Consider the following 13,082-nt stretch of genomic DNA (forward strand, 5'->3'; position numbering starts at 1 on the left):
CCTTAAAAATACTATTTAATTCTCTATATTTTAAACCTACTCATTTCTTCATTTAATTTCATAGAAAGATTATCTAATTTATCTGCAGCTTCTGCAATTTGTTCTACTGCCATTGCTTGCTGCTGCATGGAAGCATTCACTTCTTCTGATGATGCAGCTGTTTCTTCAGATACTGCTGAAATATTTTCTATGGCTTTTACAATAATATCCTTATCTTCATTTATATGATTTGCAAAATCGCTAAGTTGTTCAATTTTTTCTGTAATACCATGTACTTCATTCGATATTTTTTCAAATGATCCATATACTTCTACAACTGATTCTGTCTGTCCTTTGGATCTGTCTTTTACCTCTTTCATAATGCCTACTGTATTGTTACTTTCATCTTGAACATTTACAATAATTTCTTTGATTTCCTGAGAAGATACTCTTGATTCTTCAGCAAGTTTTCTGATTTGCTCTGCAACTACTGTAAATCCTTTCCCTGCTTCTCCTGCTCTTGCTGCTTCTATAGAAGCATTGAGTGCTAATAGATTTGTCTGATCCGCAATAGCATCTATGGTTTCTAATATGTTTCCTATATCTTTTATTCGATTGTCTAAATCAATGATAGCTCCTTCAATAGCTTGGGTTCCTTGGTTATTGAGCTCTGTTTTTTCTTTTAGTTCATTCACCATATCCATACTTGTATCACTTGTATGCATCACATGTTCAGCAGATTTTTTAATATGATCAAAATTGGTTGTCAATTCATTAAAGTTATCCGCTAATTTTATTGTAAGGTTTGCTCCCTTCTCTGCATCAGTAGCTTGATCTGTTGCGCCCCTTGCAATGGTATCAATAGCTGCTGCTACCTCTTCTGCAGCTGAACTAGTTAGTTCAGAAGTTGCAGCTAAATTTTGAGAAGATGAAGTAATATTCGTAGATACCTCCTGTATACGATTTGTAAGTTTTGCTAAGTCCTCTACCATCGTATTAAAATGAATCCCTAACTGACCGATTTCATCTTTTCTTTTTATTTTTCTTCTTATGGAAAGGTCTCCTTCACTTACCTTTTTCATATCATGCACAAGGGTTTTAATAGGATTGGTAATAGAGGTAGCAAATGCATATGCAATTCCTATTGCAATAAGCAGTGCAATTCCCCCAACCATTAGGGTATTTTTTAATATGCTCGCAGTTTTTTCTTGTATTTCATCTATATACATACCCGCTGCAATTTTCCAGTTTAGTTTATCCAATGTACTGTATACAACAAATTTTTTATAAGTTATCCCTTCTTCATCCCAGTCATAATCTACAATGCCATTCTTATCTTTTCCCATGACTTCAAGTATTTTTTTTACAGGTAGCGTCTTTCCTATAACACCTTCATTTTTATGAAATATAACCATTCCACTTCCATCTACTACAAAAGGATATCCTTTTTGTCCTATTTTAACATTGTTTAACATTTCTGCTAGAGTATCTAATCCTATATCTACTGCTAGTACTCCAGCAAGTTGATTCTTTTCATCATATATAGGTTTAACTGCTGAAACGATCCATTTTTTCGTTGTGTTATCCACATATGGTTGTGTCCATGACAGATTTTGTTTCTTTACAGCTTCTATATACCAAGGTCTTTGGGTAGGATCATAACTCTGACTTGGTTGAGGAAATACCTTTTTATCTTTTGTTCCTATATATATAGATTCAATATCTTTACGAGACTTTTTAAAGTTATCAAATTTTTTCAATACATCTGCTAATGCATCTGGATTAGAGGAAATTTGCCTAATGTCTTCTTCATTCGATATAAAGTTTATAAAGCTTTCTATCCCCCCTAAGTAATTATCAACAGATAAATTTAATTGTTCTATTGTCTGTAACGAAGAGTCCTTTAATTCTTTTTCTGTTACACTTACTGATTTTAAATAATCATTTGTCCCTAAAGAAACTAATGGTAATGCAATGAGAAGTACCAATATTGTAATTAACTTAAATCTTATTCCCGTTTTCTTTGATTTCTTTTCCATATTTCTCATTCCTTTCTTAATGATTGAATGATCTAATCATTTGACTATTTTTCATTAGCTGATGGTAAATATATTATAATTTACCGCATTTTATAGTATATACCAATCATTAATATAGGACGATGTATCTAAATTGCTAAATTTAATAGAATTCATTCAATTTTTAAAGTAAATTCAACATTTATATATGTATCCTTGAAATCTCTAGAGTTTTCTACGTTTTCCACAAGCTATTCTTTTCTAGCTATTTCCCATAAAAATAAGTGGCATACACCACTTATTTATCCAATACTCCTTGCATAACCATTTATTTTCTCTAGTATTTCCTCTGCAGCAAAAATCCCTTCTTTTTCTGTAAAAATAATATTTTCTGCTTCTTCATTATTCCTATGAATCTTATAAATTTCACCATGTGGAGGAGCAAAGCTTATATCCGCTCCTTTTAGCATGGGAAGGTCTAGGAGAGAATCTCCTGCTGAAATAATAAAATCTATATTTTCTCGTTCCTTTATATGCTCCAGGGCTTTCCATTTACATACATAGTGTGGAACAAAATATAACTTCCTTCCCTGTAAAGATACCTTCCAATTTCTAGCCTCTAACCAATCCATAAATAAGTCTAACTTTTCCATAGGAATCTTTTCTCTATCAACAATACAATAAGTAAACAAGTCATCAGCCATTCTTCTTCTTATGACCCAATCATCAGATGCAATCTCTTTAAATTTTGATAAAAGATCTTCAAGGGGCAAGCAATCTTCTTTTATTTTCTTTTGAACCAAGTCATTCCATTCTGTATCTATTTCTCCGTCTATTAATATATTCCCCCCATTACTAGTAATAGCATACTTTGGTGCAATCTCTTCTAAAATGCTAATTCTTTTATACTGTTCAATAGTACGAGTTGTAACAGGTATAAATAATAGATCTTTGCTTAATTCTTTTAGTCCTCTGATTGCATTTTCTGTCATAAAAGATATTTCTTCATCCTCTTTTTTTTCAATTAATCTTATGCCTTCACCCTTTGAAATAAATTTTTTAGAATAAATTAATGTACGGTCCAAATCACTTGCAAATATCATTGTTTTTCTCCTTTAAAGGTTTTATAATTCCACAGCACTCATAAGTCATATCTTGATAAATTTCAACAGATACGTTTTTGTCCTCTGCTAATAGTAAAATATGCTTTAGATTAGGATTTTTTCTATCCTTAACTAGAATCTTCCATGGAATTCTTCTTAATAATACTCTTGTAGTCTCCCCGATCCCTGGTTTGATTAAATTGATATCTTCAATTTTAAATGCTTCTTGTATGGTTTTAATGTCCTTTAGTCCTGCCCACGTAGGAATAGATTCTTCTACTTCATTGCTCCCCATTGCAATCAAATCTTTTACTTCTTTAAATTCTTTTACAATAGTCTCTATAAAAAGCTTTGATACATCTTCATTTTCTAGTTCTTTATAATATTTTGCTCCATGAAAATCTCTTGGTCCTATCAAATCTTTTCTGTGTACTGTCCTACTTACCAACCCTGAAACAGTAGAATTTAAACATGCACTAGCAATTAAAAAATCCTCTCTTGTACCATAGGTAGATACACAATGTCCTGGATCTGCTAATACTGCCAAATCATTATTTAAGTGAATACCATATTTTTCTTCAAACTCGGCACATGCCTTACTTAAAACCTTTGTAATAGCACCTTTTCCTGTCCATCCATCTACAAATTGAATATTTTTGTCTGGATGTTCTTTTAACATGTATTTTACAGCATTTTCATCAATGCCTTTTCCTCTTATAATAGATATGCTGTAATGAGGAAGACTTAAATCATATTTATATTCTATATAACGCTTAATGAGTATTCCTACAGGGGTTCCTGCTCTTGCTAAGGATACGAGTACTGTATCTTTTCCTCTATTGCTTAGAATCTTTTCAGCAACAACACCTACAGCTATAGCTAATCTTTTTGCTGATTCCTTTAAGGAAATATGAAATAGATCAATATATTCTTTTGTAGGCTTGTATTCTACTGGAAGCATTTCAGAATAATGGGTTCCACTCTGAATTAATCTTTCACGCTCCTTTGTTCCCTTCTCTTCCATAATATTACTTATATCTTTTAAAAGAAAGGTAACATCATTCTTTTCATAGCTTCCTATTTTACTAGGCTCTGGCAATTCATCATTACTTGAACAGATGATAACATTTATATATGGAATACCTAAATTCCTTAGAACATCCATTACTATACCTATTCTATTTTTAGAAACTTCCCGTTCGAAGAATATAAAACAATCATTATAATATCCATAAGAAATATTATAAAGATAATTCATAATAGAAGGATCATCCGGACTTTTAAAGACATACGCATTTTTTATGGCATATTCTGATTCTTTAGATGGATGAATAGGACTTCTTGTTGAAGAATGATACATTACCCCTTCCCCCATATAGGCTGCAATCTTCATAGGGATATACATAAATTCTCCTGTACCAAGGCACAGGGTTTTTTGTCCTTTTCTTTTTTTCTTGAAAGACTCTCCTATTTTTTTACATGCATAATCGATTTCTTGACCCTCTTCACTTTTTATCCCAAATCTTCCTGTTTCCTTTAAATAAGGACATGTGTTTATTTTTTCTTTACTGTCAATGGATGAAAATAATAATTTTTTAAAATAGGACTCTTCATCCTGTAGTCTAACAATATTAATTTCTGGTTTTATCACATCTTCTCTATTTTCTTTCTCAAAAGATACATCCTCTACTGGCTTTCCTTCTACCTCTATAGCTCCTTTCGCCAAAGAAACCGTATGGATTTTTATCCCCAATCTGTTCTCTAATTCCTCATATCTTTTTAAATCTTCTTCTTTTCTCCAATCTAGTATAGACACGACTACATATTCTTTTCTTGGAAATTTATTTTGAATAGCTTCAATAATATTTACTGCTGTTTTTCCTGTTGTAATCTCATCATCTACCAAAATAATAGGTTCTTTTGACTGAAGTAAATTTTTATCTAATGGATAAAATCCATGGGTAGTGGCATGAGAATGTTCTTCTTCAAAGTGAAAACCTTCTTCAATATTTAAAAGTTTTTCTCTTGTTGTATGGATATACCTTGCATTTTCAAAATTTTCAAACACGCTATGTCCAAGAGCTGTAGCTGTCTCTGCAAATCCGATAAACAAAGCTTTCTCTGGTAGTTGAATAGGTTGTTTTCTGATCTTTTCATATATTTTTTCAGATTCTTTCTGATCTACTATTCCTTTAAGGATCTCTTCTGTATGAAAGAGATCACTTTTGTAAACTTCTTTCATCAATTCCCTGGCAAGTAAAGCTCCTGTAAGCAAAGCTATTTGAGGAATTACTGGAATATGCTTTCCAAGGACTTTACTGACAAATAAAAATCCTCTTTTCTTATTTTTTCTTGCCGCCATTGAAAATAGCTTATCCATAGGAATCTTGTAAGGATTTTTTGTAATATCTATGGTTACACGTAAATCATTTAAGATGTTATAAATGTGTTTTTCTGGTAAGCAAGCTTGTAAAGTTTTGTCCTTCATGATACACCCCATATATTTTTGATTTTTTTAGTATTTTCTTTGCCCAATTCAGATGTGGCTTGATTTCATTCATTTTATTTTCATACTGGCTTTTCATAACACCAACACTGCCATCATTATTTTTTATAATACTTAATGCATCCATATACTCTTCATGACTTACCACATATAATGCTTGTACAGGTGCAATATGACTTGGATGAATAATAGTTTTTCCCATAAAGCCATTTGCTTTGTCTAGTAATACTTCACGAATCAGTCCATCTAAATACGCATTTAATAATTCTCTTCGAATTTCAATCCCTTCTGATCCATAAGCCTCTTCAAAAGGACTTCTCCTAAGCTGAGGTTTTAATACTCTATCCCCACTTGAAAAATACTCCCATACAGGAGCAGATACAACATACCCCTTATCTACCCTTGTAAAATAGTTTAGTATATCTGCAATACAATCCCTGATAACAGAAATATCATAAATGGTCATATCATATCCTCTTCGAATACCAAATAGACTTGAAAAATCTGTAGCACCTACTCTTATGTTCAGTACTAAATCATTGTATTCATCAAGTATTTCCCTTATACCATTGAGCGCTCCTATTCTAGTTTCTTTATAAAGGATATCTGCTGTTTCTAAAATTGGCATACCATATAGTTTTGTCCCTAGAATGCTATTGATCTTTTTTAAATTTTTTAAAAAGATCTCTCCATTCCTCCATGAAAACTTAGGAAATACAAAACCTGTGAGAAGAGATAAGTTTTCATTAATTTTATCTGCCATCCTAAGCATCTGCTCTGGATCTCTTACCCTTAAAAAAATAAGTGGAATCTGTTCATCCTCTAATTTACCATTTTTTATGGCTTCTGATAAAGCTTTTAAATTATCCTCTACCTTTTGCTCTGCCTCTCTCACTGCCTTGTCTCCAATAGCATCCTCAAGACACATGACCATAGACACCATACCTGTATTCTTTTTCTCTATAATATCTTGTACAATATTATCTTTTGTAGCAGGCATATATAAAACTGCACCCAGCCCATAAGATAATATTTTTTTTGGATCATCTCTATAAAAGGCTTCTGGAGGAGAATAAAAAATATCTTTAATCTCTTCGTCCGTTAAATAACTAAAATATCTCATACCTAATCCCCTTTTAAATATTCTTATTTATTTCTACACATATCTATGGATTAGCACGATTAAAACTTAATCATACAATGTGAGAAGATAAAATCCTTTTAGTAACTTTTCTTTATTTTTGAATTATTTATCTATATAGAAATTGTATCAATAAAACCTATGAAAACAAATAGAAAAATCAGTAATTTTTTTATAATATTTCTACAAAGCAATAAAAAACATTTTTCGAAAGAGTTGCAAAAAAACCCAAAACGCAAAACGCTTTGGGTTTCCTTCCTATTTTTTATCTTAAAAAATTATTTAGTCTACTTGAAGCCCATAATTTTTACAAAGGGCAGCCAATCCTCCTTGAAATCCACTACCAATGGCATTAAACTTCCATTCTCCACCATGACGATAAATTTCACAAACAACTAAAGCTGTTTCAACAGAGAATTCTTCCCCTAAATCATAACGAAGTACTTCCTCGTTTGTTTCTTCATTTACAACGCGAACATAAGCATTGGAAACTTGTCCAAAGTTTTGTGATCTTTGTACTGCATCATGAATTGTAACCGTAATACCAATGGTATGTATATGCTCAGGAATTTTTGAAAAATCGATTTTGATTTCTTCATCATCCCCGTCCCCTTCTCCTGTTCTATTATCTCCAGTATGAATAATAGAACCATTTCCACCTTCTAAATTATTATAAAAAACAAAGTCTTGATCATATTTTACTTTTCCATCTTCTCCAGCTAAAAATGCTGAAGCATCTAGGTCAAAATCATATCCTCCTGAATATTTATTGGTATCCCATCCAAGTCCTACAATAATCTTTTTAAGTGCAGGATTTGATTTTGTTAAATCAATTCTTTGTCCTTTTGACAAATTAATACCCATACGTTTCAGCTCCTTTATCCTTTATGCATATTTTTTTACAATTTCACTAAGTGATGCATCATTTGTTCCTTCGCCGATAGCACCAAACTTCCATTCTCCGTTATGACGATAAATCTCTCCTACCATTAAAGTTGTTTTTCCTGCATAATCATCTGAGAGATTATATCTAATAACTTCTTGCATATTTCCCCCATTTACCACGCGAATAAATGCATTTTTGATTAATCCAAAATCTTGCTTTCTTCTTATGCAATCATAAATGTTTACAACAAATACTAATCTTTGTATATTATTAGGTACAAGATCAAGAGTTACAAAAATTTGTTCGTCATCTCCTTCTCCTCCACCTGTAAGATTATCTCCTGAGTGAACAACACTTCCACAAGTACTTCTTAAATTTCCAAAATAGATAAGATCTTGTTTTCTAGTAAGTTTTCCATTAGCATCTAGCATGATTATAGATGCATCACAATCGATTTCTGGAGCCTTTTTTCCTCCCAAAAGACCTGATAAAAAGCCTCCTGTATTTTTTTGCTCAACTGGATCCCATCCAAGTCCTACCATGATTTTAGAAAGTCCAGGGTTTGATTTTGTTAAATCAATTCTTTGACCCTTTTGTAAATTAATTGCCATGATTACTCCTCCTTAATAATAAGGTTACTTTTCCAACAAAAAAGGAATTTTTCTACATAATATTACTAATTCTAACTTTTTCAAAAAATTCCTCCTTAAATTTATCCCTTTTTTCTTCAAATTTCTTTATTATTTTGAAGAAGAAACAAATTGTCTTACCCATGAACCAAATCCACCAGGATTTCTAGTTTGAATAAGAACTGTTCCAGGACCTCTGAATCTACAAACTAATCCTTCTCCAGAAGTAAAACTCGAAATCCATCCCTTTGCTGCTTTTTCAATGGTATATTGCATATATTCCGGCCAAGCCACTAAATGACTATTGTCTATAATTCGCTCTTCTCCTTGAGGGATATTAATAGCATGGATTGCCCCAAGGGAATTAAGGAATACTGTACCCCTTCCACTGATTTTTACAATGAAAAAGCCTTCTCCTGAAAACAATCCCTTTGATAGGTTCTGCATTTGTGTCGCTACTTCAATGTTTTGTGTTGCTGCTAAAAAGCCATCTTTTTGTACACATAAGCTATAAGAACCATCTAACTCTACATCAACAACTCCACCAAGGGCAGATGGTGCCAACAATACTTCTCCTGGTCCACGATTAGCCACAAGAGTTTGAAAGAAAAACTTCTCTCCTGCAAGCATTCTGCCTAGCCCCTTCATCAATCCACCTTCTGCACGACCTTCCACATCAATAGTATTTGCCATAGATACCATTGCACCTGATTCTGCTTTGACCATTTCTCCTTTTCCTAAACTAATCTGTACCAATGGAAATGCTTCTTCATATAGTATTTTATAATCCATTTTTTCTCTCCTTTTAAAAAACTTGTTAAAATAGCTTTTTTACATCTAAATCTTTTTGATTCTTTATTAGATGTTATAAAAAAAGCAGAGCCAAGAATTGACTCTCCCTTTTTAAATATTATACATTTAATCCAAAGTTTCCACAAAGAGCTCCTAATCCTCCTTGGAATCCACTACCTACTGCATTGAACTTCCATTCTCCATTGTGTCGATAAAGTTCTCCAACTACAACAGCTGTTTCTATACTGAAATCTTCTCCAAGATCATATCGAATCAATTCTTCTCCACTAGCTTCATTTGCAATACGAATAAAAGCATTAGATACTTGTCCAAAATTTTGGTTTCTCTCTGTAGCCTGATGAATTGTAACTGTAAAATCAATTTTATGTATATTTTGAGGTACTTTACTTAAATCGATTTTTATTTGCTCGTCGTCTCCATCCCCTTCACCTGTTAGGTTATCTCCAAGATGCATTACAGATTGAGCTGCATCCTTTAGATTATTATAGAAGATAAAATCTTTTTCACTTGCAACCTTTCCATTTTCTCCTAGCATGAAAGCAGCAGCATCTAAGTCAAAATCTTTTCCACCATCATATTTGTTTACATCCCATCCTAAACCAACTAATACTTTTGTAAGACCTGGATTTGTTTTTGTTAAATCTACCTTTTGTCCTTTTTGTAAACTAATTGCCATGCTAAAACCTCCTATTTTTCTATCTTCTTTTCAGCTACTTATCCTTATTAAGGATTCTTCATTTTCAGCTAAATTCCTTCTATTTGTGAAGTATTTTTCAAATTCACTAAAAATATACCTCTATAACTTAAATTGATCTACTAAAATCTTTAAATTTTCTATAGAAGCAATCATTTTTTCATTTTCCTCTCTCATCATTTCCATCGAACTATCTTCTTGCTGTGCAAGGGCAGATGTTTGTTCAATAGATGCTGAGTTTTCCTCTGCTATAGCTGCAACTTGTTCTATAGAAGAACCAATTTCACCACTATGATAAGTAACTTTCTCTAAGTTCTTGGATACATGCTGAATTTTTTGTGCCATGTCTTTTACTTCTTCATTGATTTTGTTAAAAGATTCTTCTGTTTTCTTGATTTGTTCTGTTCCATCTTCTACTTGTTTATATCCATCTTCTAACGATTTTGCCATGTTGTCTGATTCATTTTGGATATCTTCAACAATTCCTCTAATCTCAGAAACAGAATTTCCCACTTGCTCAGCAAGTTTTCTAATTTCTTCAGATACAACTGCAAACCCTCTACCAGCTTCCCCTGCTCTTGCTGCTTCAATAGCTGCATTCAAGGCAAGAAGATTTGTCTGCTCTGAAATTTCATTGATTACATTAATTAATTGAGATATATTTTGGGTCTTATGATTTAATCTGTTTACCTTATCTACAGAATCTTTTACAACATGATTGATCACATCCATTTGATCTACAGATATAAGTAATTGTTGATTTCCTAAATCTGCTACGGTCATTACTTCTTCTGAACTTTTCTTTAATTCTTCTCCCTTTAGGTTTGTCTCTTCTATTAATTTACTTAAATTATTAATAGCATGAGCAATCTCTGTTGATGAATTTGCCTGTTCTTCTGCCCCTACTGCCATTTGCTGCATAGTCGCTGCAATTTGTTCACTTCCTCTTCTTACTTCTTTTGCAATATTTATGAAAGCATCCGTTTGTTTGTTTGCCTCTCCTGATACATGTAATACTTCATTCATCATCCCTCTAAGATTGTTGACCATTTGATTAATAGAAGCTGCTAATTGACCAATCTCATCTTTTCCCTTATAATCAAGTGCCTTTATTGTAAGATCTCCTTGTGCTGCTTTATTGGTGATTTGAATAACATTACTTAATTGATTTCTTATTTTTCTACTGATTATAATCATAATAATCACACTAAATAAAATAACACACACACCAGTAATAACAAGTATTTTGATAGCTGCTTCCATACTATCATGAGCCTTCTTAATTTCAACCTTACGATCCTTCTCTACCTCTTCCTTTATTCTTTCAAACAAAGCTACTGTACTTTTTCGAATTACAGAAGTTGTTCTTTTTGCATCCATAAGTTTGGCATGATCTTTGAATTTTACTGCTTGGACAATATATTGTTCTACCATGCTCTTTACTTTTTTCTCATTGTCTACAATGCGATCAAATAAAAACTGTAACTCGTTTGTATTCATCATAGGTTCTATTTCATCTATTAAAGTCATAAACTCTACTCTTGTTTCTTCATATTCATTAAAATAAGTATCCTGTCCATAAAAAATAAATTCTCCAATTTTTACATCCTTTTCTCTAAATATTGACCCCATTTGGGTAATCATAATGGCACGTTGGTCAGTAGCTTCAATTTTCTTTATATTTTGGTTTATATTAAGTATGGTATTAATAGCTAATCCTGCAGACATAATAAAGAAAACAAATACAATTGCTAAAACCACTCCATATTTATACCCTATCCTTAAATTATTCCATATTCCTACATGTGTTTTTTTCTTTTTCTCCTTTTTAGGCTTATTCGGTCTCTTCTCCTTTTTTTTCTCTTGTGACTTGTTCAGCTTTACTTTCTTTTTTTCTTCCATATGTGCACCCCTTTTCATTCATCTTATAAAATTATATTGAATAAAGATATGTGTTTGTAAACATTTAAACTTATACAATCACACACCTAATATAGCTTCCTATTCACATCTAACAAATTTTCGACATATTCACCACAAATTCCTCCTAAATATAGAATATTGATTAAATATTACTATATTTAACCAATATCTGTATAATTGGTTGAGAAAGTTTCTATAAACTGATAAAATATAGGGTATGACCATAAAAGTCTTTCTTTAAAAGACTCTCCTATGTGTTATAATAAAAGTTAAATACTTATGAGGAGGAGATCTCATTGTTTAATTGGATTAGTAATATATGGATTGCTATACTTATGCTATTTGTTGCCGCATGGGTAATCAATGAAGCATCAGATAAATTAGGAGATGTTTTACATGTATTAGGATTAAAATTAAATATTCCAAATTCTGTAAGAGGCGCAACTTTTGATGCTGTTGCTTCATCTTTTCCAGAATTTTCAACAGCTATGGTTGCTGTAATCATTTATAAAGAATTTGCTGATATAGGGGTTCCTACTATCGCTGGTTCAGGAATATTTAATGTTCTCTTAATCCCAATGCTTTCTATATTTGCCTATCAAGGAACAGATAAATTGAAAGCAGATCGATCTGGTGTTTATCGCGATATGGTTTTTTACACGATCAGTATTTTGACATTAGTAGGTACAACTTATGTTGGAAAGTTTTCACCTGCTTCAGGAATGGTTTTAATCTGTATCTACATAGGATACATCATAACCTTGTATTATCAAACAAAGAGATATAGAGAAAATCTTACTCTTGGAGAACAAATTGCTGTTACAGCAGAATTACAGCATGAACTTAAAGAAGAGGGAGAAGATGAAGACTTCATTGATATGCCTTACTCAAAAATATTTGGTGTAATCGTCATCACCAGTGCACTTTTATGGGTGAGCTGTGATGCTATTGTTAAGTCCGCATTAGTCATTTCTTCTACCTTAAATATACCAACAATGCTTGTTTCTGTAATCATCTTAGCTGCTTGTACATCTATTCCAGATACGCTTTTATCTGTAAAATCTGCTAAAATGGGAGATGCAGATGGGGCCGTATCTAATGCTGTAGGCTCAAATATATTCGATATTTGTATATGCTTAGGTGTACCCATGGTCATTGCAGGAAAAGATATTCCTGTAAACTTCGGTGATAATATTATGATCTTTGGTTTCTTATTATTATCCATGATTACAACAGCAGTATTACTTCTTAAAAAAGATGGCGTCAGCAAAAAGGATGCACCTATTATGGCAGTTGTTTATGGATTGTTCATTTTATATGTACTCGGTGTTTCAGTAGGTTTAATTCCACTAAATTTACTTGGATAAAAAATACGCTAATATCTCATTTA

General features: G+C 32.1%; 10 protein-coding genes. 1 reads left to right on the forward strand and 9 read right to left on the reverse strand.

From position 1 onward, the window contains the following. Nucleotides 1–23 precede the first annotated feature (23 nt). The 9 genes from K7H06_RS17650 to K7H06_RS17690 all read right to left on the reverse strand — a co-directional run bounded on the left by K7H06_RS17650 (nt 24) and on the right by K7H06_RS17690 (nt 11,671). A complete protein-coding gene (locus K7H06_RS17650; protein ID WP_223037330.1) occupies nt 24–2,018 on the reverse strand; it encodes a methyl-accepting chemotaxis protein in 1,995 nt (664 codons plus the stop codon). A 281-nt stretch (nt 2,019–2,299) separates the two neighbouring features. Then, nucleotides 2,300–3,100 (reverse strand): HAD family hydrolase, encoded by an 801-nt coding sequence (locus K7H06_RS17655; protein ID WP_223037331.1) that lies wholly within the window; start codon nt 3,098–3,100, stop codon nt 2,300–2,302. After that, on the reverse strand, nt 3,084–5,588 hold the full coding sequence (locus K7H06_RS21495; RefSeq protein ID WP_223037332.1) for a phosphoribosyltransferase: 2,505 nt from the start codon (nt 5,586–5,588) through the stop codon (nt 3,084–3,086). The genes K7H06_RS17655 and K7H06_RS21495 overlap by 17 nt, the downstream gene beginning before the upstream one ends. Then, nucleotides 5,539–6,729, reverse strand: a complete 1,191-nt coding sequence (locus tag K7H06_RS17665) for an HpcH/HpaI aldolase/citrate lyase family protein (protein ID WP_223037333.1) — start codon at nt 6,727–6,729, stop codon at nt 5,539–5,541. Before K7H06_RS17665 ends, K7H06_RS21495 begins: the two co-directional genes overlap by 50 nt. Before the next feature lie 300 nt (nt 6,730–7,029). Next, nucleotides 7,030–7,611: a TerD family protein gene (locus K7H06_RS17670; RefSeq protein WP_223037334.1), complete on the reverse strand. Its 582-nt coding sequence runs from the start codon at nt 7,609–7,611 to the stop codon at nt 7,030–7,032. A 21-nt stretch (nt 7,612–7,632) separates the two neighbouring features. Next, nucleotides 7,633–8,244 carry a TerD family protein gene (locus K7H06_RS17675; RefSeq protein ID WP_223037335.1) on the reverse strand — a complete coding sequence of 204 codons (612 nt, stop codon included), beginning with the start codon at nt 8,242–8,244 and terminating at the stop codon, nt 7,633–7,635. Nucleotides 8,245–8,373: 129 nt separating this feature from the next. Next, nucleotides 8,374–9,054: a TIGR00266 family protein gene (locus K7H06_RS17680; protein ID WP_223037336.1), complete on the reverse strand. Its 681-nt coding sequence runs from the start codon at nt 9,052–9,054 to the stop codon at nt 8,374–8,376. A 118-nt stretch (nt 9,055–9,172) separates the two neighbouring features. Next, a complete protein-coding gene (locus K7H06_RS17685) occupies nt 9,173–9,751 on the reverse strand; it encodes a TerD family protein (protein WP_223037337.1) in 579 nt (192 codons plus the stop codon). Between the two features lie 120 nt (nt 9,752–9,871). Further along, a complete protein-coding gene (locus K7H06_RS17690) occupies nt 9,872–11,671 on the reverse strand; it encodes a methyl-accepting chemotaxis protein (RefSeq protein WP_223037338.1) in 1,800 nt (599 codons plus the stop codon). A gap of 317 nt (nt 11,672–11,988) precedes the next feature. Between K7H06_RS17690 and K7H06_RS17695 the strand changes: the two genes are divergently transcribed. Then, complete coding sequence (locus K7H06_RS17695; protein WP_246637566.1) at nt 11,989–13,059, forward strand: sodium:calcium antiporter; 1,071 nt, start codon at nt 11,989–11,991, stop codon at nt 13,057–13,059. The last annotated feature ends 23 nt before the right edge of the window (nt 13,060–13,082 follow it).

The sequence above is a fragment of the Crassaminicella profunda genome (genome assembly GCF_019884785.1).
GTDB classification, from domain to species: Bacteria; Bacillota; Clostridia; order Peptostreptococcales; family Thermotaleaceae; genus Crassaminicella; species Crassaminicella profunda.

Coding starts and splice junctions, on each gene's coding strand:
- K7H06_RS17650 (WP_223037330.1), bottom strand. CDS start 2,018: ATGGAAAAGAAATCAAAGAAAACGGGAATAAGATTTAAGTTAATTACA.
- K7H06_RS17655 (WP_223037331.1), bottom strand. CDS start 3,100: ATGATATTTGCAAGTGATTTGGACCGTACATTAATTTATTCTAAAAAA.
- K7H06_RS21495 (WP_223037332.1), bottom strand. CDS start 5,588: ATGAAGGACAAAACTTTACAAGCTTGCTTACCAGAAAAACACATTTAT.
- K7H06_RS17665 (WP_223037333.1), bottom strand. CDS start 6,729: ATGAGATATTTTAGTTATTTAACGGACGAAGAGATTAAAGATATTTTT.
- K7H06_RS17670 (WP_223037334.1), bottom strand. CDS start 7,611: ATGGGTATTAATTTGTCAAAAGGACAAAGAATTGATTTAACAAAATCA.
- K7H06_RS17675 (WP_223037335.1), bottom strand. CDS start 8,244: ATGGCAATTAATTTACAAAAGGGTCAAAGAATTGATTTAACAAAATCA.
- K7H06_RS17680 (WP_223037336.1), bottom strand. CDS start 9,054: ATGGATTATAAAATACTATATGAAGAAGCATTTCCATTGGTACAGATT.
- K7H06_RS17685 (WP_223037337.1), bottom strand. CDS start 9,751: ATGGCAATTAGTTTACAAAAAGGACAAAAGGTAGATTTAACAAAAACA.
- K7H06_RS17690 (WP_223037338.1), bottom strand. CDS start 11,671: ATGGAAGAAAAAAAGAAAGTAAAGCTGAACAAGTCACAAGAGAAAAAA.